Consider the following 22,467-nt stretch of genomic DNA (forward strand, 5'->3'; position numbering starts at 1 on the left):
GTTTTTTAAACTAAACCTAATACTTTAGTTTAAATTCAGATTGCCATGATGTCTACCCATTTCCGCTTTGCCCTTAGGGCCGTATCACGATTTAAGATTCCAAGCTTAATTAATTTTTTAGGTTTTACTGTCGGGCTCACTGGAGCAATCTTACTCTTTTCAATTTTACTTCATGACGCCACCTATGACGGTTATCATCAGCAAGGAGACCAAATTTATAGGCTATCGGCCAGTTTGAATTTGCGAGATGGCAAACGACATTTTGCTTCAACCTCAGTAATAAGTGGTAATAACCTTTCAGACGTAATTCCTGAAATCACCGACCGAGTTAGATTACGATATCAGTCCTTAACATTGACTTTTGGAGATAAGATTTTTAGTAATCAAAATACTGCTTTTGTAGATTCTGGTTACTACAGCGCTTTTACCACCGAACTTGTTTCTGGCCAATTTCCGAAAGAACAAACTGATATATTGATCAATGAAAGCACCCGCGAAAGGTTATTTGGTACAAGCAATCCGATCAATCAGGTGATTTCTTCCCAAGGAATTTATGGAACCAAGGGATTAACTGTTGTGGGTGTTTTTAAGGATTATCCTACGAATGTATCCTTTCACCCTAATATTTTAGCTGATTTTAGAATTATAGAACCTTTGAGCAACAAGAACTATGGTTCTATTGTACCAGGCCTGAACACTTTTTTGGTGACAGATGGAAGCATTGATGCTGAAGAGCTGAATGAAAAGCTCGGTGAATTCTATAAAGAAAATATAGGAGACCTGCTTGATGTAGTAGTACATGAGGCTGAGGCTTATTCTGGAATGCATTACCATCGTGGGTTAGAGTTTGATTTGGGTCAGAAACACGATAAGAATACGCTTTGGATAATGGTGATTTTGGCCGTATTCATTGTTATTTCAACGCTTATTAACTTTTTCAATATGCAAACTGCGTTGGTCATCCAAAGGTCAAAAGAGCTTTCGATCAAACAGGTGTTGGGGATTACATGGGCTTCGAAAATCAAACAACAGGCCAACGAATCTCTGATTGTGCTTTTACCAGCATTCGTTTTAAGTGGTATAATGATTTCATTGGCTTTAAATGAACTAGAGCAATACACTAACCTTACTTTAGCAAGTGGGTGGCTTTCGGCTGACAATTTATGGTGGTTGATGGGAGGGTTATTTCTAGTTTTCTGGACTATTACCGCTGGAGCCTCATTACTAATGAGCCGTTGGAATAGCCACTCCATTATTTCAAACTATAAAACCAAAGGCCAAAGTAGCATTCGTACTTTTTTGATTGGGCTACAATTTACTTTGGCTGGCTTCTTTATTTTCAGTGCAAGTGTAATATCGAATCAACTGACTTACATGGAAACCATAGATTTAGGTTATGAGCAAGATGATCTAATGACCATTACACTGAATCAGGTTTCTGGCTACGATCAGGCAAGAACAATAAAAACAGCTTTTGAGGGCATAGCAGGAGTGAAGAAAGCGAGTATTTCAACAGCACCAATTTTTGGCTGGCAAAGTAAAGCCAACTTTTCCATAAGAAAGGATACGGCAGTGGAGAATCATTTGCTCAACGTAAATCTAATTGACCCAGATTTTATTGAGACAAATCAAATGCTTGTTTTGGTAGGAGAGAATGTTGTTGAAAAAGGGAGAAAACTTCTACTCAATGAGAAGGCAGTAAAAGCATTGGGTTTTTCTTCCAATGATGAGGTAGTGGGGCAAAAAATGATGTATTCAATGCGCGATACTACTATGGAATACACAATTACTGGAGTTGTAGCCGATTATCATTATGCAACTATGCACGACATGATAGATCCAATGGTGCTCTTGACCAATGAACTTGGCGGTTACTTCAGCCTCACTTTAAGAACCGAATCGAACGATGATCAATTGACTACTGCATTGGAGAAGAAATGGGATGAGTTCTTCCCAGGCTACCTACTGAGTTATAATCTTATGGAAGAATCTATTGACAATGCTTACCGACAGGATTATCAAAAAGGAGCATTTTATCAATGGGCTACTTTGCTTTTGGTCTTTGTTTCGGCTATGGGCATTTTTGGATTAACCTATTTTTATGCGGATCAGAAGCGTAAAGAAATTGGGATAAGAAAGGCGATTGGAGCTGGTATGAGACAAATTTTAATACAAATAGGAAAGCCAATTGGATGGGTTTGTCTCGTTTCAATTTTAATTTCTATTCCCTTATCTTTTCATTTTTCGGGTGAATGGCTTTCTGGCTATCAATATAGAATAACACTTGGTGTAGAACACATTGCCCTAACTGTAATTCTGATGGCTTCGCTGGCAGCACTAGCATTGATTTACCCAGGAGTAAAAGCGAGTAAAATTAATCCTGTCGAAGCACTTCGACAGGATTAGTGTGAGATCAAGCGTTTATAATTTTTAGAAAATGCGGCTTCAAACAATCAGTTTTTGCCTTTATATCCCTTTTGGTTTATTGAGTAACAAAGGGATAATATTGGTTTAATTACTAGTTAACCAATTCCTCACTAAAGCTTAATAAAACGTCATCAGAAGGGCTGTTTTGTCTTTCCTGCTGCATGTTGTGCTCAAATTCTTAACACTAAACCTAGGCCTCTTGCCTTTTTCTTAACCTTTTCGAAACGACTAGTTTTTCTTCATTGCTGAGTTTTGGCACAGCAATAATTTAACCTAATCTATCTATGAAAAGAATTTTACACACTTTAGTAATTGCGCTTTTGTTTTCTAGTGTTGCCATGGCACAAAATGGAATCATTAGTGGAAAGATTACTGACGAAATTGGCCTTGGTTTACCGGGAGCCACAGTTTTTATTTCAGCCATTAATAAGGGTGGAGTTACAGATGTTAATGGTAACTATACCTTAATCGAAATACCAGTAGGCGATCATAATGTTACGGTATCTTATGTAGGCTACAAGAAAGTAGAACAAGTAATGACTGTTGTAGTTGGACAAACCACAGTAGTTAATGTTGCCATGGAGCCGGGCTATACCCAAACAGGCGAAGTAATGGTAATTGGAGATAGACTTAAAGGTCAGGCTAAGGCACTGAACCAGCAACGTACTAATGCCAACATCACTAATGTAGTGTCTGCCGATCAAGTAGGTCGTTTTCCTGATGCCAATATTGGAGATGCTTTAAAGCGTATTCCGGGTATTACTATTCAGAATGACCAAGGCGAAGCAAGAAATATTATTATTAGAGGCCTTGCACCACAGTTAAACTCAGTAACATTAAATGGAGAACGTATTCCTTCTGCTGAAGGCGACAACAGAAATGTTCAGTTGGACTTAATTCCAGCAGATATGATCCAGACCATACAAGTGAACAAAGCTGTATTACCTGATATGGATGCTGACGCTATTGGCGGTTCTGTAAACTTAGTAACTCGTTCTGAACCAACAGGAAAGCGTTTGTCTGGAACATTGGCCTCTGGTTACAACTTCCTTTCTGATAAACCTATTTGGACAGGGTCATTGATTGCTTCTGATCGTTTTGCCCAAGGGAAGCTAGGTGCAGTACTATCACTTTCATACAACAACCATAATTTCGGGTCAGATGACATTGAAGCCGTTTGGGTCGAAGGTGACGATGGCAAGGCATATATTGATGAGTTTGATATTAGAGAGTATCGGGTGCAGAGGGTGAGAAGAAGTGCTAACCTAGCCTTAGATTATAAAATCAATAAGAACAATAAAATCTTTCTTTCAGGTGTGTACAACTGGAGAGATGATTGGGAAAACCGTTTTAGAATGCGTGTGAGTCAGTTAGAAGATGCCTTCAACGATGGAGATTTCACTACAATTGGAGCCAACAACTATAATACAACAAAAGCGCGTGTAGAATTTCAGACCAAAGGTGGGATTGGTAGCGACAGGGTTGATAACCGAAGATTGGAAGACCAGAGAAACAGAAACCTAAGCCTAAGAGGTGAGCACCAATTGGATAGATTGAAAATCACTTGGTCGGGAACATACGCTAAAGCCTCAGAAGAAAGGCCAAATGAGCGTTACGTTAGTTACAGGTCTAAGGATCAAAATGTAAATGTAGACCTTCGAAATCCTAGGTTTCCTTTGGCCATATTAGCCAATCCATCCGATAACTTGGGTATTGAATTCAATGAACTTTCTGAGCAAAACGGTTATACTTCAGATGAAGACTTTAACTCTAAGGTAGATTTCACTTTACCTGTTTCAGATAAGTCAATTGTTAAATTTGGAGCTCGTTTAAGAACAAAAACTAAAGAAAGAAAAAACAATTTCTTTGCTTATGAACCAACTGACGAGGATGCTTTTGGAGCAACAATAGGAGATATTCCAAACGAGAATTATTCCGATTCAGACTTCATGCCCGGCAGTCAGTTTAGAGCAGGTGTTTTTGGTACTCCGGGTTTTCTAGGGGCTATTGACCTGAACAATGCTTCTTTATTTGATAAAGAAGATGTTTTGGGAGAATATCTTCCAGGAAATTATAATGCAACAGAAAGTATATATGCAGGTTATGCTATGGCTGACCTGACTTTAACAGATGAGCTTTCTGGTATTGTTGGGCTTAGGTTAGAATCAACTAGCATTGATTATTCTGGATATATATTGGATGTAGATAATGACACCTACAGCCAAACCCAAGCTTCTCAAGATTACACCAACTTTATGCCTGGTGTACACCTAAACTACAATTTTTCAGATTATTCAATCTTGAGATTTGCCTATACTAACACTATTGCAAGACCAAATTATTATGACTTGGTGCCTTACGCTGAATTCAGCCCAGATGATGAAGAGTTGACACGTGGTAACCCAAACTTGAAAGCTACTACATCAACCAACTTCGATTTAATGTATGAAAATTACTTCCAGAGCATTGGTTTAGTTTCAGGAGGAGTGTTCTATAAGGATGTAAATAACTTCATTTACTCTCAAAGAACTGAAGGTTATAATGATCCTCAGTTTGGTAGCGATTTAGAATATACAACTTTTCAAAATGGCGGAACCGCTGAGATTTACGGACTTGAAGTTTCTTTTCAAAGACAAATTTGGAAGGGGCTGGGCTTGTACTTGAACTACACATTGACTCAATCGAGCACTACAGGTATTCAAGGACGTGAATCAGATGATTTGGCCTTACCAGGAACTGCCGAAAACATGTTTAACGCCTCACTTTCTTATGAAACCGAGAAGTTAGTACTGAGAGCTTCGTTGAATTTTGCTAGCGACTATATTGATGAGTTGGGCGGAGAAAGTTTTGAAGACAGGTATTATGACAAACAAACCTTCTTGGATCTTAATGGCTCTTATGCTTTTAATAAGAACTGGAGATTCTTTTTTGAAGTGAACAATCTCACTAACCAGCCTTTGAGGTATTATCAGGGAATTAGCAGCAGAACCATGCAAGCTGAATATTACAATGTAAGATTCAATGCAGGCTTAAAATTCGATTTGTTTAATAATTAATTCATGAAGAAATCAGTAATGAATATTGTACTTGGAGTTGCCTTTGTGGCAATTTCTTGTAGCGAGACAAAAGAGAAAACAACTTCGGTAGCAGACGCTATTAAGCCAGCTATAACAACAGATACTACTTTACACGATACCGATGACCCTGCGATTTGGGTCAATCCAACCGATCCTGCTCAAAGTATGATTATTGGCACCGATAAAGACATCGATGGTGCACTTTACGCTTTCGACCTAAACGGTAAGGTAATAGAAGAGCGAACCGTTCGAGGCTTAAAAAGACCGAATAATGTAGACATTGAATATGGTTTGGTAGTAGGTACTGACACCATTGACATTGCTGTGACTGGAGAAAGATTTACTCATAATATGCGTGTATTTGCTTTGCCAGAAATGAAAGTGATTGACAACGGTGGAATTCCAGTTTTTGAAGGTGAAGAAGGAGTGGAGTATCGCGACCTAATGGGTGTGGCCCTTTATAAGCGACCAACAGATGGGGCTATTTTCGCCATTATGGGAAGAAAAACCGGCCCTACAGACGGTACTTATTTATGGCAATATTTGCTAGAAGGAACTGCCGAAGGAACTGTTAAAGCTACCTTAGTAAGGAAGTTTGGGGAGTTTAGCGGAGTAAAGGAGATAGAAGCCATTGCGGTGGACAATGAATTGGGCTTTGTATACTATTCAGATGAAAATGTTGGGATAAGAAAATATCATGCAAATCCAGAAATGGGAAATGAAGAATTGGCATTGTTTGGAACAACAGATTTTTTGGATGATAATGAAGGCATTTCTATTTATGATGCTGGAAATGGCAAAGGATTTATTCTCGTTTCCGACCAACAAGCAAATCAGTTCAAGATTTATTCTAGAGAAGGTACTTCCGTCAATCCACATCAGCACGAATTGTTGAAAACCATAAAGGTATCCACCAATGAGAGCGATGGCTCTGAAATTACCAATGTACTGTTGAACGACACCTTCAAGCATGGAATCTTTGTTGCCATGTCTGATAACCGAACTTTTCAGTATTATAGGGTAGAGGATATTTTAGGTGAGTTATTGAAGAAGTAAAACGCTATAATTTAACCATTTTAAGTTAAGGTCTAGGTGTGCCACAGTAGTGTTGCATCTAGACCTTTTTTACCTTTAAACAATTATTCACCAGAGAGCTCCCATCTGATTTTTACTGCAGAAAGCTTTTCCGTTTCCAATCGAACATCATTCAGCACATTAAAGCCATTCTTAAGATAGAAGGGTAAGGGAACAGGATATAGAGAACCATCTGATTTCTTACTACTGGCATTGTCTATTACCCATCCATTAAGGGTTTTGAAGTCTTGTTTAGCTAAGTTGAGTAACTGCTTTCCAAACCCCATTTTTTGGTAATTACTATCTAGTATTACCGAAAACCAGATTTCTTCGTCCCGAATAAATACGAAAAGCCAACCAACAATATTTTGACCATTGTCGCTAAGGATGTAATGCTTCAGTTGCTCTATTTTATCAAGAAACTCATCAAATCCCGCTATGGAATTGTAGCTTAACGAAGTTGGATATTCAGCATTCCACAAGGCCGTTATCCTTTCTTTTTGGTGTGTTGTCAGCTGGTTAGTTTGGATGATCTTCATTTGTTCCAGTCTCTATTCAGGGCTTTTTTTAAAAGAAGATTTTATAATGTCATCCTCAGTTCCAATTTCTAAATCATGCCCTGCAGAGACCAATGTATAACTTGAAGAATCTGTTAAAGTATAATGATATGGGTTTCCCCAACTATCATGCTCCCAATTTTTCCAAATTGGTTTTGAGTTTACAAATTCAGAAAAGTGAATTGGGTAGGCTTTTCTGAAAAGAAAGTATTTATCAAGTTCTATGGATATTTCCTTCATTTCATTCTCAGTATTATTCTGATTAAAGAACTCGTCCTTTAAATAATTTCCCCCTTTAACAAAGGAGAAAATAGACAAATAGAAGACAGCGGGGATTAGAACTACGACTACTATAATGCTAAATATCAGGTATTTAATGGCTTTTTGTTTTCCTTCTGTTTTCTCGGTTTTGAGATAAAGATCAACCAGTGACCAGATCATTATAATGAAAAAAGGAATTTCGGGTGATAGTTGATTAAAAACCATGCTAGTACAGAAAGCTAGCAAAATCATAATAGCACCTTTGAAATAATCTTTCGATAGTATTTGGCCTGCCCCAGGTATAAAAATGGAAATAATGAAAATGATAAGGGTTCTCATCGAAAATGGAAAAGGGTTGTCTTTAAATTAAATGTATAGTTCAATTTTAGTATTTCAAAGAATTATGGTTTTAAACCTACTTATCTGCTCAGGAAAAGCAATGATTATCCAATCTTCTTATCTTAGCAAATCATTGAATGTTTATTGAATTATGGCCAAGCGTAGGAGCATCTTATTTCTGCTTTTTTTATTATCATTTGTTGGACTGTCAAATGCTCAAGGTCTTCCTTTTAGAGAAATACCTCCTGCAGCAAAGGTTTTTACATCGGGCACTTTAATGGGGCGCCTTTCAGACGGGCTTGGTTTTAGATTTTACTGGGCAACAGAGGGCCTAACCGAGGACGATTTGAGCTTTAAAGCAGGAGAGGAGTCTAGAACCATTGGGGAAACTATCGATCACATTTATTCATTGGTTTTGATGTTTACCAATGCTACAATGCAGCAGCCTACTGTTTTTCCCATCAAAACTGACTCTTTAACTTTTGATGAAAAACGAGAGAAGACTCTTGCATTTATACAAACCGCGAGTGCAATGCTTAAAGTAAGTAATGATGCCGATTTTGAGCGCTATAATTTGGTTTTTCAAAACCCTAATGGGAGTGGGCAAAAACTACCTTTTTGGAACGGTTTAAACGGACCCTTAGAAGACGCATTATGGCATATTGGTCAGGTAGTTACACTAAGGCGAATGGCCGGCAACCCAATCAATTCCAAAGTTGATTTTATGAATGGAGTGGCAAGGTAGTTTGAGCTATATGTAATCAGGAAAGCTCTCTTTGATAATTTCCCAAAGCATTGTTACAGTGAGAGGTTTAGAGCCATAGCCTAGTATAAAATCATATTGTTCAGACTTTCGTTTGTCTTCTATGGTGTTAGAGGTGCTCAACATCATCAATAGACTACGACCTTTTTGGCTAGCATTTAATCTGCTATATTCTTCTAAAAATTCCCATCCATTCATTCTGGGCATATTTATGTCGAGAAAGACCAAATCTGGTTGGGGGTACTTTCCATCAAAAGTAGATTTTAAATAGTCTATCGCCTCAACTCCATCTTCGGCAATTTTTACAGAATCGGTAACTTCCTCACCTTCAATAATCATTTTATGATAGAGGTTGTCGGCAGGATTGTCGTCAATTAAAAGTATGGAGTTGAGTTTTTTATTCATTGTTGTTCTTCATAATAGTAAAGTAAAAAATAGTGCCTTCATTATTATTTGGCTCAAACCAGATTTGACCTCGATGTCTTTCAATAATTTTTTTACAATGGGCCAAACCAATACCAGTGCCTGAATACGCTGATTGTTTGTGTAGCCTTTGAAAAATCTGAAAGACCTTATCCTTATAATTAGGATCAATGCCAATTCCATTATCGGCAACAAAGAACTTGTGATTACCCTGCTCTTCGTTGTACCCAATTTCAATATATGGATTTTTGTCTATTTTTTTGAACTTAATAGCATTTGTTATTAAGTTTTGGAAGACAAGTCTTATTTCCGTTTCGTAACCATAGATTTTGGGGAACTCATTGTTAACCCTAATTTCAGTTTTCGAATTGTTTATAAGTGTGGAGAGGTCTTGCGCAACATGCTCCACCACTTTAAAGACATCTATTTCTACTTTTGATTTTTCTTTACCAATTCTGCTATAGTCTAAAACGTCACGGATTAATGTTTGCATTCTTTCAGTTGCAGAGCTTATAAATTCAAGTAGTTCAATTCCCTGTTTGTCAAGTATGTCGTGGTATTTTTTCACAAACAAACCTGAGTAATTGGTAAGTGTTCTTAGTGGTTCTTGTAAGTCATGAGAGGTGATATAAGAGAACTCTTCCAACTCCGTGTTTTTACTCTTTAATTCATTTAGGTATTGACTGTTAAGCTGCTCAGCTTTCTTTTCTAAACTAATGTTCTTCGCCAGTGTAAGGTACTGAAAGATTATTCCCTCAGAGTTTTTAAAAGGTACAATAGTCAAATGAAACCAGTGTTTTTTGCCCGACTTAGACATGTTTAAAATTTCTCCTTGCCAAATGTTCCCATTGGAAATCGTACCCCATAGGTCATCATAAAATTCAGGAGGATGATGGTCTGTTCGTATCAGTTCGTAGCCTTTTCCAATTATTTCGTTTCGAGAGTATTCTGAAGTTTCACAAAAGGTATCGTTAACATAAATGAGCTTCTGTTCAGTAGAAATAATAGAAACAGATAATACTTGGTCAATGGCGTATTTATAGTCCAGCAGCTCTTTATTTACCGCTTCAAAGGACTTCTCTAGTGCCTTCTTTTGGTTTTCAAGCCTATTAAGATTATTGCCATATAAAGTAATGAGCATACTGCCAATAAGAATGAGAACCACAGAAAACAAGACCAAACCAAGGTCAACATCAATAACGCCTGCATTGTTGAGCATTGAAAAAATAATACTCAGGCCAACAGGGATGATTAAAATGAAAGGCAGAACCATCCTGATCATTTTGTCACCAGCAGAACGGCTATTTCTAAAAGCAATAAAACCTGTTTCTGGGTTTTTTAATGAAGTGGCAATTCCGAGTAGTATAAATAAGACAGAGGTATGAATCGCCATTGTATCGATAATGGCGAGCCTGTTACTCATAGGGACTTGCAGTAGAAACGAAATAATGGATAGGGTAGATAAGATCAGAATGATAACAATAAAGTACTCACCTACCTTTCTTGATTTCTTTTTTGAGGAAGAAATGAGCCAAGTGGATAAACTAAAAAGTAGAAAATTTAGGCAGGTGGCAAGCGACATTCTGCCAGGAGATTTTGTTGAAAGTTTGTCTTGAATAGCTATGTAGTCTATGACGTTTAGGTTACTGAAAAAATACTCTGTTAAGGTGAAACCACTAATAAGAAACACAGCAATTGAAAATGGGAGATAGGCCTTCTTGTTTATAGAAGAAGATGAAATAAGAAGAATTACTATGCCAGATAGAACAAATGAGAATGCTGTATTGAACTTCATTGTAGGGCCCAGTTCAATTACTCTCAAAAGGGTGGAGTTTTGTGTATACCAGCCCAATATTACCAAGAGTCCTACTGAAATAATGATCAGAGCAAGTACCTTCATTTTTTTCACTTGAGCTTCGTAGTACATATGCTTTGTTTGATTGCTGGAGATGAGGCTATGAATGTTTTGAAAATAGCAAAAAATAATATAGCAAAGGCCTGTATTATATCTATATATTTTTGTTTTGAATTTAGCTTCAATCTATTACCCTATAAAATTTAGATTACCTGCTGAATTAGCTTGACTTTATGGCGCATAAAAAAACAGGTCACTTTTAGGCGACCTGTTCAATGTAGTTAATTCTGTCTTTAATACTTAGCTGGAGTTCCCGCTGGTGGTATAGAGTTTTTAATAAACTCCCTAATGTCCTCATTAGATTTTGCTAAATCTTCAGCCCTTAAGTACATCATATGTCCACTGCGGTAGCCTTTGAAGCTCATTCTGTCTTTTAGTTTACCACTTGGGTCGGTTTGCCACATATTGTACTTGGCATTGAAGTAAGTAGTGGCACCATCGTAATAGCCGCTTTGGGTCATTACCTTTAAGTAAGGGTTCATGGCCATTGCTTTGCGTAAGCTTTCTGCAGAGTTATCGCCAGAACGGTCCCAAGGGTTTACTGGGCCAAACATGTTGTATTTGATGTCAGTTTTGTAGCCCAACTCATTCATGAAATATTTATTGATGGCAGGAGTAAAGGAATGTAACCAAGAAGTAAGCTCTGAGTTAAAATCTGGGCCCATACCTGCATCCATTCTATCAATACCTTTATAGCGTGAATCTAAACGACCAACAGTGTATCCTTCATGACGGAGTAAATCCTTCCAGAAAAAGTTGTAAGGCACATCAAGGTTGTGCTGTCTGATGATTTCTTCATCTAAACCAGAATAACGAGCAAACATTCTAATGGCTTCATTCTTTTCAGATTCCGTAGCCCACGCGCCTTTGGCCAATACAGGTATAAACTTATTAATGGTGTAGTTTTCAACTTCATCCAACACTTCCAGTAAATCCTTGCTTTGCAAATCAGAAGGAAGTTGCTTATGGTGCCATGCAGTAGCAGCAAAATAAGGCAAACGATTGGCCGCTTCTACTGGGCCACTTCGGTCGATTCCCATATCTGTTGGAGAAACCAAAATAACGCCATTTAGGTACATCCACTGATTGTTTTGAAGCTCGTAGGCCATTCCTCCAACACGGGTAGTTCCGTAACTTTCTCCAATTAAATACTTAGGAGAACTCCAACGGTTAGCGCGTGTTACAAAAGTGTTTACCCATTCAGATAAGTAGGTGATGTCTTGTCTTACACCAAAGAAAGTTGATCTGTTCGCTTTTGGGTCCGTGATTCTGGAATAACCAGTATTTACGGGGTTTACAAATACAATATCAGCTACATCTAAAATAGAATTGGGATTGTCCTTTACACCATAAGGCTGAATTGGATAACCTTCATCATCAATTTTAAGAATACGCGGGCCAGTATAAGCCAAGTGCATCCAAACAGAAGCAGAACCAGGACCACCGTTAAATGAAATTACTAGTGGACGGCTGTCTTTATCTTTGACATCCGTTCTTTCATAATAAGTATAAAATAATGTGGCAATTGGATCGCCATTGCCGTCCCAAACGGGCTGAGTACCCACTGTTGCAGAGTAGGGCACACGCTTCCCTTTAATGGTAACCTCATGTGTTGTTACCACTTTTGATTCTACATCGATTTTTCGATCCTGAGCCATTACCGATGTAGAAATGGCTATTAATACTACTAAAGCTTTAATTTTCATACGTTATAAAATTATTGACCTGAATATCTGTTCTCTTTGCTTAGACTTTTGTTTAGCTTTTTAACCGAATCGTTTAATACCGCTTTTTTCTTTGGCTCCAACTTGATAAGCATCTCTTGCAAGTAGTCGAACTGTGCCTGCTGATCGCCAGTGATTTGGCCTATCCAACCAGAAGCGCCAAAGTAAACGCCTCTCACACGGCTCATTAGCTCGCTATAAAGCCCTGCTACATTTCTAATTTCTTTAGCTGCGGCTTCGTCATATTTCACTTTTTTTCTATCCAATTGGCTTAGGTGTCGCTGTAGCTCAGCAAGGTCGCTCATGGCTTCGGTAGCTTTCAAAGAAAATTCTCCAATCTCCATTAATTTAGCTGTCCATGCTTTTCTGTCAGCAATATCAATATTCAACCTTGGGTCGTCTTCTACTACAAAAGTTTGAGTATAGGATTTGTCTTTAACAGTAAGCTTAGCTACATAGTTACCAGGGTTTACTTTTGGCCCATTTAATCCAAAACCTCTGCGTCCGCCATTTCCTGATGAAGCAGGAGCAAAACTCTCATAGTTCATGTCCCATACTTCGCGCTGAATACCCGCAACAGTGTCAGGATCCAAAGTTTTGATCAAATTGCCATGCGTATCGTGAATCGTCAATGAAATTTCGCTCTCTTTTACTGGCGTTTTTAGATAGTAATCAATGATTGCTCCGCGAACAGGATTTTCACCTCTGAAGAACATATCACCCACATGGGCACCTTCGCTTGTATAATTAATCATCACTCCCTTGTCTATACTGAAAAGTGCTGCGTCTTGGTTGGCTACAGAAGTAGTTAGTTCTTGAATGGCATTGAGGTTATCCAAAATCCAAACACCACGCCCATGAGTAGCCAAAACCAAATCATTGTCTCTTGGGTGAATTACTAAATCATTGAAAGGCAATGTTGGCATGTTGTTCTTCAACTCGATCCAGTTTTTACCACCATTGTTACTGATGAAAAGACCTAACTCAGTTCCCAAATAAAGTAAACTTGGATTTTTAGGGTCTTCTCTTAAAGTTCTCGCTACGCGATCAGCTGGTAAGTTACCAGTAATTGAAGTCCAGTTTTTACCACCATCTACAGTTTTGTATACATAGTTTTTGAAGTCGTTATTTCTGTAATTGTTAATGGCTACATAGGCGGTTCCAGCATTGTGGCTAGAAACTTCAATAGTGTTGATCCACGTTTCTTTAGGTAAGCCACTCAATTTTGAAGTAACATCCGTCCAGTTTTGCCCATCGTCACTCGATACTTGAAGCAAGCCGTCATCTGTTCCTGCATAAAGCAAGCCTTGCGTAAAGCGATCTTCGGCTATTGCCGTAAGGGTAGGGTAGTACGGAATTCCATCATCTAAAGAAGGGGTGTCTTCAGTGGCTCTTCTTCCCATGATTTTTAAATCTCTTCGGTTTACTTTGGTAGTTAAATCACCCAAAGATTCCCAAGAGTTTCCACCATCTGTACTTTTCCAAAGCACATTAGTACCTGCGTAAATTGTATTTGGGTTATGGTAAGAAAGGAAGAAAGGTCCGTCCCAGTTGGCTGGTGCCATGGCATTTTCCAAATCTGGCTCAGGCAAACCTGGTCCCCAGAAATCCCAGTTTCTTCTGGCTCCAATAGCTCCTTTCGGATCGCCTGGTCTGATCGATTTTCTTTGACCAGTGTTTAAATCTAGTTTGAAAAGGCCTAAATACTGAGATTCACCATACATTACACCTTCTTGGGTGTGGTGTGGTAAGCTTAAGAAACCGTCTCCACCACCAGTTCTTCTCCAGTCTGAGTTAAGGATTCCGTCACTTTTATAAGTAGCATTTGGTCCTACCCAGCTACCATTATCTTGTAGCCCGCCATATATGTTATAAGGTTCAGCATTGTCAACCGCAATTCTGTAAAACTGGCTTACAGGTAGGTTGGTAAGGAAAAGCCAAGTTTTAGTTTGGTCGTAAGAAATACCAATTCCACCATCATCCCCTTTAATCACATGGCGAGAGTCATTAGGGTTTACCCAAACAATTCTATCATCGCCATGCAGCGACTGACGAGGGGCAGTAAACGTTTTTCCGCTATCTGTAGAGTAACTGAACTGGTTTTGCATGTAAATACGTTTGTCGTCATTTGGGTCTACGTAAGGCTGACTGGCATACATTGGCCTAGGGTTCCAATCACTCATGAAAGCCCAAGTTTCTCCTTTATCGTCAGAGCGGTATAAACCAGCCCTGCGCTCGTTATAAGCTGTAGATGCATTGTATTGAAAGCCTTGCTCCACAGAAGCATATATGATGTTTGAATTTTTTCCGTAAATGGAAATACCAATACGACCATATTCACCTTCAGGTAGTCCGTTTGTTAGTTTTTTCCATGTTTTACCTCCATCGGTAGACTTGTGTAAACCACTTCCTGGTCCACCGCCATCAAAACCGTAAGGTCTTCTTCTTCTTTGGTAAGTAGCTGCAATTAGAATATTAGGGTTATTTGGATCCATGGCCACATCTACAACTCCGGTATCGTCATTTACATAAATAATACGCTCCCAAGTTTTACCGCCATCAGTGGTTTTGTAAAGACCTCTTTCGTTATTTGGCCCCCACAAATGTCCCATTGCTGCTACATAAACTATATCTGGGTTGGTTGGGTGTAATGCAATTCTGCCGATATGATGAGAGTCTTTTAAACCTACGTTCGTCCAGGTTTTACCAGCATCTGTAGATTTGTAAACACCATCTCCCCAAGAGGAACTTTGACGACTAGCACGCTCTCCAGTTCCAGCCCATATAATGTTTGGGTTGTTTTGGTTTAAAGCAATGGCACCCATAGAGTGGGTGGCTTCATTTTCAAAAACTGGCTGAAAGGTTACACCGTTATTGGTGGTTTTCCAGATTCCACCTGTAGAGGTAGCTACATAGAAAATATAAGGGTCGCTTTCTTGTACTGCTAAATCCACCACTCTTCCGCTCATATTGGCAGGGCCAATGTGCCTTAGGTCTAAGTCAGCGTAGGTTTCTGACTTGATTTGCCCCATGACTTGGGTCGAAAATAAGATGATTAACAGTCCTGATAGAGATAGGAGTCGTTTCATAGTTAAGTATTTGGGTTGATTTTGGAAATCAAGATAAGGAAAGGAATTAAACGGTAAGATTGATTTTTTAAGAGCGGTGAGATGGGATTGTCGGTTATTAATTATTCAGAACTTTTCTCTTACTTGCGAGTTGAATGAAGGCGGAAACTTGGTCAGTTCCGCATTAGACTTAAGCTTTTAATGCGACTATTACTTTCTTCCTTTTTCCTATTCCTTGCTATCAGTGTAAATGCCCAAGACATTATCACTTATCGACCTAAAATAGTTGAGTTCACTACCGAATATCTTTCTAACTATAGAGCCTACGAGAAACCTACAGATGAGAATAACTCTATTTCGAGTATTGCAAAGGATAATCTGCTTAGGGTTAGGCTGGGAGTGCCCCTTATTCTAAAGGAAAAAACGCTTTTCGGTTTTCAGTTCAAATATTATAAACAATCCTATGGTGTTGGAGCAGGCCAACAAGGTGAATTATTCAATTTTTTAAACAACAATCACCTCAACAACGCTGGACTTAATTTTCTGTACCAAAGGAACATTTCTAAAGAGAAGAGATTCTCACTTATTGTTTTAACCGAATTGGCCAGTGATACTTGGAGCATCAACCGATTTTCGAGTCGATATTTAGCAATGGGAGAATACAGTAAGCAATTAAACGAAAGTACAATTATTGGCTATGGCGGTGTAGTAAATTACGCTTTGGGGCTTTTAAATATTTACCCAACCTTCAGTTATAAAAAGCAGCTTTCAGAAAAAATGTTGTTTGAAGCCATTTTACCAAGCTCAATTAATTTGAGGTACCATTGGAAAAAGGGGACGCACTTTATATATCAAACCGAGTTGGTCAATTGGAGATTCAACCTTACTGATGCCCTTGAAAACGAAGCACATTTAATTACCCTACAGCGGGCTGATATTTACTTTAAACTCAAGCTAGAGCAAGAAATTCACGATTGGCTTTGGATGGGGGTAGATGTAGGCTATGTACATAATCTTACTTATTTTACTGTGAACCCTGGTGATAGAATTAAGAAGGCGATAAGTGAGTATGATATTAAAGACTCAAGCTATTTGCGCTTTTCAATTTTTATGGTGCCACCCAGAAAACTTTGGGATTCGCTTTAAGGCTTAGCTCGTACTTAACCCTCCAAAAGTTGATACACTTATCTCATCAGAGGCTATTGAGTTTAGCAGAGTTATCTCTGTAGTGGTCTAATGCTTATTGTTTAAAAACCACTCGAATTATTTCAGTCGATGTTTTTGAAACCCCATTTTCATCCGTAGCTGCTTGCCAAACGGGTCCTTCTTTGATCAATCGAATAGCCTCTGTATCGAAAGCCGTACCTAAGCTTTTCTTAATTTCGAAATTGCTCAATGTGCCGTCTGCATTAATGATGAACTCCACTCGAACCGTACCTCTGGTTTTTGACTCATTTTCAGGGTAAATGAAATTCTCCTCTAAGTAATCCTTGTAATCAGGCATTCCCATTACAGGCGCTGCTTTTTGGTTAGCACGCACTATCAGTCTATTTTGATTTTCTTTGGCCAATCCACTGACCACTATCTCACCAAGAGAAGTTTCATCAGCCTCCATTCTAATGGTGTCATTCATCTTGGAAAGGTCACTTATCCTAAATTCCTGACTAACATAACCCAAATAGCGAACCAAGTAAGCTGCAGAAGTATCGACTGAAATTTCTGCTTTGCCTTCAATATTTGTGGCTGTTCCTTGTGTCGTGTTTTTGATAAAAATAGAGACTTGAGGCAGGGGCGAGAGGTCACTAGCATCAACAACTGTTAATGAGGTTTTTGGTTCATCAATCCTAACCGCGGCCACTCGGCTTTGTAGCATGCTTTGAACATCCATGGTTCTGGCCATTTGAGCTTCATTTTTTTCTTCGATCAGCGTTTTAGCCGTTTCCATTCTAACAGCCTCTTCCATTTTTGCTTGAGCTATATTGGTTTCTGTAGCTTCTGAAAGGGCTTTTAAATCAATATTTTCAATTTCTGTTTCTTCTTCAGTTTGTATTGCCACTTCGGTCAATGCCCCTTCATTAGGAGTGGTACTGAGGGTCATGCTTTTTGGCTTTTCTTCCTTATTTGAAGCGGTTAACTTTGGCTTTTGTAGTTGGTCTGGATTAATCAATTCAAGGCTGTCTGTAGTTGGTCTGGCCTCAGTTTCAACTTCTTTTTTCGCAGTGAATTTTTCAGGTGCTTCATCTTTATTCTGCAACCAGAAAAACAAAAAGGAAGCAGTAACTAAAATCAATAAAGTAGCGGCCAATCTTCTGGTAATTGTCCAAAAGCCAATTTTATTATTTCCTTCTAGTCGTTCGTCTAGTCGGCTTTCAAGCTTGGCTAAGTCCGCACTTAGCTCCGAGTCGTCAATTTCTTCCCAGCCTACTAATGCATCGGCATAGAACGGGTCCTCCAGCATCAGTTTTTCAACCTGATGTTGTTGCTCAGCATTCAAAAGCCCTTTTTTATAGGCTTCCAATACTGCTGGAGTCAATTGTTCAATATGATTATGCTTCTTGTTCACGAAGGTTTTCTACACATATTTTTAAATTTCTACGTCCGTTCTGAATGTAGCTTTTTACTTTCTTCAAATCAAAACCTGTTAGTTCTACCACCTCTAGGTAACTCTTCTTTTCAATATAGAAGAACTGTACGCAGACTTTTTGTTCCTCATTCAGTTTGCCAATGCAGTCTTCTAATTTTGTTAAATCACTTTCCAAAGCATTCGCTTCGGTATCATGATGCACAGCCAAGGCAATTTCCATAACGGCTTCTCGATTTTCTACAGAATGCCCATGCGACTTCTGTTTTCTGAGGAGCATTAAGCACTCATTTTTGGTAAGTACATAGAGCCAACTTTTGAAATTTTCTACTTTTTGGTTTTGCAACTGCGAGAGTAATTTTTCAAAAACCTGCATCACCATGTCTTGGGCAGCATCGCGGTCTTTCAAATATTTCAAACAAACCCCATATACCAAGCTCATGTATCTTTTATACAGCTCACCAAGCCACCTATTGTCCTGATTTTCTTGATAAGCGAAAATCAGCTCTAGGTCAGTTTTTTGGGCGATATCAGTTCGTTTTTTCGAGAACAACGGATTATAAATGAATTATTTTTCTCTGCTTTTATGGAATCTTCAAAAACCGTGCATCTCAAGGTTAAAGAAATTTTTACATAAACCTTTTAGCGATGAAGAATTTAATAATAGTAATGATGCTGTTCACTGGCATATTCCATAACAGCCAAGCCAAAGATTTTCAAAAGGAAGTTACGGGCATTGTGAAAAGTGCTGATAATAACCTTCCGCTATATCAAGTGTCTGTATTGATTAAGGGGACTACCCAAGGTGTTTCTACGGATGCTAATGGCAAGTACAGCATTACCGTACCGAATAACGAAACGGTATTGATTTTTAGATACCTAGGTTACATCACCCAAGAAGTGAAAGTAGGAAAGCAATCTGTAATCAATGTTAGCCTAGATCAGGATGTGCAACTCATGTCGGAAATGATTGTGACAGGGCAAATGCAAGCAGAACAGAAAAACAAAATAATGATTAGGGGTATAGCAGACCAAGAAGAAATGAAGATTGAGATTTTATCCCAAATGTACATGCAACCCGAGAATAACTTTTCTACTGCTTACCAGTACCCTCAAGAATTGAGTCAGGAAGATTATGCTGAAATAAAAGAAAATGGCTTCAATACGCCATGGAAGAACCCTTTTTCTACTTTCTCTATTGATGTAGATGCGGCTTCATACAGCAATGTGCGCAGGTTTATTAATGATGGTAAAATGCCTCCTAAGGATGCGGTAAAAATTGAAGAAATGATCAATTACTTCAATTATGACTATGAGGGGCCTAAAGGCAAACATCCGTTTGCAGTACAGCATGAAGTATCCGATGCACCATGGAATACCCAACATAAACTCGTTCATATTGGAATTCAGGGCGAGAAGATTGAAGTAGATAAATTACCACCTGCTAACCTTGTTTTCTTGGTTGATGTGTCGGGTTCTATGGGAGCGGATAATAAATTGCCTTTGCTCAAAAAATCATTGAAGCTTTTGGTGAATCAAATGCGCGATGAAGACCATGTGGCCATTGTGGTCTATGCGGGCGCAGCAGGAGAGGTGCTACCTCCAACTTCGGGTAAAGAGAAAAACAAGATTATTGAAGCCTTGGATAAGCTGAACGCTGGAGGTTCAACGGCTGGCGGTGCTGGTATTGAGTTGGCTTACAAAATAGCGAAGCAGAATTTTTTAAAAGAAGGAAACAACCGCTTGATCTTGGCTACCGATGGCGACTTCAACGTAGGTGCGTCCAGCAATAAAGCCATGGAAGACTTGATTGAAGAAAAGCGTAATGAAGGTGTTTTCTTAACCGTTTTGGGCTACGGAATGGGCAATTACAAAGACTCTAAAATGGAGCTTTTGGCCGACAAAGGAAATGGTAACCATGCCTATATTGACAATATTCTGGAAGCCAAAAAAGTATTGGTGAACGAGTTTGGGGGAACGCTTTTTACCATTGCCAAGGATGTTAAAATTCAAGTAGAGTTTAACCCTGCTACCGTACAAGCTTATCGTTTGATTGGTTATGAAAACAGAAAGCTGAATGATGAAGACTTCAACAACGATAAAAAGGATGCGGGTGAATTAGGTGCTGGTCATACGGTAACCGCTTTATATGAAATCATTCCAGTAGGGGTAAACAGCCAGTTCAAACCTTTGGACGATTTGAAATACCAAAATACAGAAGTGAAGAAAACTACAGGGAACACCACCGATTTAATGACGGTGAAACTTCGATACAAAAAGCCTGATGGAGAAACGAGTATTTTGCTTCAACAAGTAATTAAGAATGAATCAGTGAAACTGAGCGACAGCTCTAAAAACTTCCGATGGTCGGCTGCAGTAGCTGGTTTTGGAATGATGCTTCGCGATTCAGAATACAAAAACAACCTGACCTTTAATGCGGTCATTCGTTTGGCCAAAGGAGCAAAAGGCCTAGACCAAGAAGGTTACAGAGCCGAATTCATCAGACTAGTTGAAATGACAGAGCTGTTGTTTTAAATAGTCCATCGCCAAAGGTTTCACTGAGTAAACACCTGTCAGGTTTTCAAAACCTGACAGGTGTTCTGGCTTTAATGTGCTTTACCTAATAGTATATCTTATTTTTTCTTCCCTTGACCAAGAAAGGTCTAAAACGGGAGAACCTATGGTTTACTCTAAGTCATCCTGCTTCGAAGCTTCGGAGGTCTTTTCAGAAACATAGAAAAGCTTGCTTGTGGAGCGTGAAAAGATTCCTACGGAATGACGCTTCCAATTGGCCGCTTTTTAAATAATTGAGTATTGAGTTATGAATAGACTTAGTATTTTTGATCACTGGATGTTTACTGAACTTTTAAATGAATAAAGATGAAGTTTAGATTAATTATGGTGCTTCTTGCTGTCTCTTTTAGTACTGTGTGTGCTCAAGATTTTGAAGGTAAGATAACTTATAAAGTGACTTATGAGAGTAAGATACCAAATGTCAGTAATGAACAGATAGGGATGCTAATGGGCTCAACTCAGGACTATTTTATTAAAAGCAATCATTATAAATCAGTCAGTAATGGTCAGTATTTTGAATGGCAATTATACGATGTAGACCAAAATAGATTGTATAGTAAAATGACTGTTTCAGATACATTATACTGGGTGGATGGTGGTTTTGAAGAAGCTCCATTGGTAAGTTTTAAATTTCTAGATAATAAGGAGGAAGTATTAGGTATTGAATGTGATGTGCTTGAGGTGGTTACCGAAACTGGTAAAACGACTTATTATTTTAACTCAAAGTATTCAATAAACGCTGAATTGTTTAAAGATCACAAGTTTGGAGGTTGGAGTTTTTATGTTGAAAAAACTAAATCTTTACCTTTAAAAACGATTGTTGAGAATGCCGAATACAATGTCATAAGTATTGCAAGTAGGATTGAAAGAATGGAATTGGAAGATGCTTTTTTTATTCTACCTGAGGGCTTACCATTGAAAAGACAGCTTGGATTTTGACTTAAAACTTTTTCCGTTATAAGACTTGCTTTTTATAGCCCCATCGGGGCGAAATAACAAAGGAATGGGCGCAGCCCATTCCATATCAGTATAAAAGTTAATTCAGCCCTGAAAGGGCGGTATGGCTATAATTTCTTAGTAGGAAAGAGACTATAGCCTCTCTGAACTAGGCCGCTTAGACTGTTTTTAACAGGAGCAGCGTGCTCTTCCTTACCCAAAACCTTGAACAACTTTCCGTTAGAAATGCTTCCATCGTAAGGGCTATTCACACGGGCTTCATTGGCTAGCCAAACTTCGCTGCTGTTACTCATAGATCGAAAGGCAAAGACCTTCCCATTTACCAGTGGGTGTTTTTCTAATAGTTTTAAGACTTCAATACTTAACGTTGTAAACAGTTTACGTTGTTTATCTATCTCAGATTCCCTTTTTATGCTTTTTGCTAAGTCTGATAGGTTTGAAGATGACCCAATTGAAAGCTGAAATACATTAGCACTTTTTTGTGCCATTTCAGCATTTCCTGCCACCAATGCTCCTTTAATATCTAAATAGCGCTCGTAAATAAAGCTGACTTTAGGCTCTTTAAAGTAAGGATATACCGCAGAGGGTTTGTTTTCTTGGAGTTGATTACTCTTTTCTGGCTGGCAAGCAAAGAGTAAAAAGGCCAAAGCATATAATATGCCCGGCCTTTGAGTTTTTACATTTACCATAGTTTAATAAGAAACAGTTTGTACCAAGAACTTTTCAA

At 38.6% G+C, this 22,467-nt stretch carries 16 protein-coding genes; 7 read left to right on the forward strand and 9 right to left on the reverse strand.

Translation table 11 applies throughout. The annotated features are described in order from the left end of the window. The first annotated feature begins 45 nt into the window (after positions 1-45). The 3 genes from AAC026_RS08910 (at position 46) to AAC026_RS08920 (ending at position 6,560) form a co-directional block, all read left to right on the forward strand. Positions 46-2,406 (forward strand): FtsX-like permease family protein, encoded by a 2,361-nt coding sequence (locus tag AAC026_RS08910; protein WP_339697125.1) that lies wholly within the window; start codon positions 46-48, stop codon positions 2,404-2,406. 305 nt (positions 2,407-2,711) lie between these two features. Continuing rightward, a complete protein-coding gene (locus tag AAC026_RS08915) occupies positions 2,712-5,483 on the forward strand; it encodes a TonB-dependent receptor (RefSeq protein WP_339697127.1) in 2,772 nt (923 codons plus the stop codon). A 3-nt stretch (positions 5,484-5,486) separates the two neighbouring features. Continuing rightward, positions 5,487-6,560: a phytase gene (locus AAC026_RS08920; protein ID WP_339697129.1), complete on the forward strand. Its 1,074-nt coding sequence runs from the start codon at positions 5,487-5,489 to the stop codon at positions 6,558-6,560. Positions 6,561-6,643: 83 nt separating this feature from the next. On the opposite strand, the gene AAC026_RS08925 is transcribed toward AAC026_RS08920, so the two are convergent. After that, entirely contained in the window at positions 6,644-7,117 is a 474-nt protein-coding gene (locus tag AAC026_RS08925; protein ID WP_339697131.1) for a GNAT family N-acetyltransferase, read from the reverse strand. 12 nt (positions 7,118-7,129) lie between these two features. Then, entirely contained in the window at positions 7,130-7,735 is a 606-nt protein-coding gene (locus tag AAC026_RS08930) for a type II secretion system protein GspG (protein ID WP_339697133.1), read from the reverse strand. Between the two features lie 151 nt (positions 7,736-7,886). Between AAC026_RS08930 and AAC026_RS08935 the strand changes: the two genes are divergently transcribed. Then, positions 7,887-8,480: a hypothetical protein gene (locus AAC026_RS08935; RefSeq protein ID WP_339697135.1), complete on the forward strand. Its 594-nt coding sequence runs from the start codon at positions 7,887-7,889 to the stop codon at positions 8,478-8,480. 6 nt (positions 8,481-8,486) lie between these two features. Here AAC026_RS08935 and AAC026_RS08940 read toward each other — a convergent pair whose 3' ends face one another. The 4 genes from AAC026_RS08940 to AAC026_RS08955 all read right to left on the reverse strand — a co-directional run bounded on the left by AAC026_RS08940 (position 8,487) and on the right by AAC026_RS08955 (position 15,649). Beyond that, positions 8,487-8,903, reverse strand: coding sequence for a response regulator (locus tag AAC026_RS08940; protein ID WP_339697137.1), 417 nt, complete (start codon positions 8,901-8,903; stop codon positions 8,487-8,489). Then, on the reverse strand, positions 8,896-10,848 hold the full coding sequence (locus AAC026_RS08945) for an ATP-binding protein (RefSeq protein WP_339697139.1): 1,953 nt from the start codon (positions 10,846-10,848) through the stop codon (positions 8,896-8,898). Before AAC026_RS08945 ends, AAC026_RS08940 begins: the two co-directional genes overlap by 8 nt. Positions 10,849-11,069: 221 nt before the next feature. Continuing rightward, a complete protein-coding gene (locus AAC026_RS08950) occupies positions 11,070-12,542 on the reverse strand; it encodes a carboxypeptidase (protein ID WP_339697141.1) in 1,473 nt (490 codons plus the stop codon). Between the two features lie 11 nt (positions 12,543-12,553). After that, entirely contained in the window at positions 12,554-15,649 is a 3,096-nt protein-coding gene (locus tag AAC026_RS08955; RefSeq protein WP_339697143.1) for a hypothetical protein, read from the reverse strand. Between the two features lie 180 nt (positions 15,650-15,829). On the opposite strand from AAC026_RS08955, the gene AAC026_RS08960 reads away from it, so the two are divergent. Then, on the forward strand, positions 15,830-16,774 hold the full coding sequence (locus AAC026_RS08960) for a hypothetical protein (protein WP_339697145.1): 945 nt from the start codon (positions 15,830-15,832) through the stop codon (positions 16,772-16,774). A gap of 94 nt (positions 16,775-16,868) precedes the next feature. Here the strand turns inward: AAC026_RS08960 and AAC026_RS08965 are convergent, their stop codons facing one another. Next, positions 16,869-18,191 carry a TonB family protein gene (locus tag AAC026_RS08965; RefSeq protein WP_339697147.1) on the reverse strand — a complete coding sequence of 441 codons (1,323 nt, stop codon included), beginning with the start codon at positions 18,189-18,191 and terminating at the stop codon, positions 16,869-16,871. After that, positions 18,175-18,762, reverse strand: a complete 588-nt coding sequence (locus AAC026_RS08970) for a sigma-70 family RNA polymerase sigma factor (protein ID WP_339697149.1) — start codon at positions 18,760-18,762, stop codon at positions 18,175-18,177. Before AAC026_RS08970 ends, AAC026_RS08965 begins: the two co-directional genes overlap by 17 nt. Positions 18,763-18,857: 95 nt before the next feature. Between AAC026_RS08970 and AAC026_RS08975 the strand changes: the two genes are divergently transcribed. Both AAC026_RS08975 and AAC026_RS08980 read left to right on the forward strand, forming a co-directional pair. After that, positions 18,858-20,744, forward strand: a complete 1,887-nt coding sequence (locus AAC026_RS08975; RefSeq protein ID WP_339697151.1) for a von Willebrand factor type A domain-containing protein — start codon at positions 18,858-18,860, stop codon at positions 20,742-20,744. A 345-nt stretch (positions 20,745-21,089) separates the two neighbouring features. After that, positions 21,090-21,722 (forward strand): hypothetical protein, encoded by a 633-nt coding sequence (locus tag AAC026_RS08980; protein ID WP_339608838.1) that lies wholly within the window; start codon positions 21,090-21,092, stop codon positions 21,720-21,722. A 125-nt stretch (positions 21,723-21,847) separates the two neighbouring features. Here the strand turns inward: AAC026_RS08980 and AAC026_RS08985 are convergent, their stop codons facing one another. Then, the gene (locus AAC026_RS08985; protein WP_339697153.1) at positions 21,848-22,429 is read right to left on the reverse strand and encodes a DUF3347 domain-containing protein; all 582 of its coding nucleotides are present in this window, start codon (positions 22,427-22,429) and stop codon (positions 21,848-21,850) included. Between the last annotated feature and the right edge of the window lie 38 nt (positions 22,430-22,467).

Source organism: uncultured Roseivirga sp., assembly GCF_963973945.1.
In the GTDB taxonomy this organism is placed as follows: Bacteria; Bacteroidota; Bacteroidia; order Cytophagales; family Cyclobacteriaceae; genus Roseivirga.

Bases quoted from the DNA above. Each gene is read 5' to 3' on its own strand.
- AAC026_RS08910 (WP_339697125.1), top strand. From the start codon at position 46: ATGATGTCTACCCATTTCCGCTTTGCCCTTAGGGCCGTATCACGATTT.
- AAC026_RS08915 (WP_339697127.1), top strand. From the start codon at position 2,712: ATGAAAAGAATTTTACACACTTTAGTAATTGCGCTTTTGTTTTCTAGT.
- AAC026_RS08920 (WP_339697129.1), top strand. From the start codon at position 5,487: ATGAAGAAATCAGTAATGAATATTGTACTTGGAGTTGCCTTTGTGGCA.
- AAC026_RS08925 (WP_339697131.1), bottom strand. From the start codon at position 7,117: ATGAAGATCATCCAAACTAACCAGCTGACAACACACCAAAAAGAAAGG.
- AAC026_RS08930 (WP_339697133.1), bottom strand. From the start codon at position 7,735: ATGAGAACCCTTATCATTTTCATTATTTCCATTTTTATACCTGGGGCA.
- AAC026_RS08935 (WP_339697135.1), top strand. From the start codon at position 7,887: ATGGCCAAGCGTAGGAGCATCTTATTTCTGCTTTTTTTATTATCATTT.
- AAC026_RS08940 (WP_339697137.1), bottom strand. From the start codon at position 8,903: ATGAATAAAAAACTCAACTCCATACTTTTAATTGACGACAATCCTGCC.
- AAC026_RS08945 (WP_339697139.1), bottom strand. From the start codon at position 10,848: ATGTACTACGAAGCTCAAGTGAAAAAAATGAAGGTACTTGCTCTGATC.
- AAC026_RS08950 (WP_339697141.1), bottom strand. From the start codon at position 12,542: ATGAAAATTAAAGCTTTAGTAGTATTAATAGCCATTTCTACATCGGTA.
- AAC026_RS08955 (WP_339697143.1), bottom strand. From the start codon at position 15,649: ATGAAACGACTCCTATCTCTATCAGGACTGTTAATCATCTTATTTTCG.
- AAC026_RS08960 (WP_339697145.1), top strand. From the start codon at position 15,830: ATGCGACTATTACTTTCTTCCTTTTTCCTATTCCTTGCTATCAGTGTA.
- AAC026_RS08975 (WP_339697151.1), top strand. From the start codon at position 18,858: ATGAAGAATTTAATAATAGTAATGATGCTGTTCACTGGCATATTCCAT.
- AAC026_RS08980 (WP_339608838.1), top strand. From the start codon at position 21,090: ATGAAGTTTAGATTAATTATGGTGCTTCTTGCTGTCTCTTTTAGTACT.
- AAC026_RS08985 (WP_339697153.1), bottom strand. From the start codon at position 22,429: ATGGTAAATGTAAAAACTCAAAGGCCGGGCATATTATATGCTTTGGCC.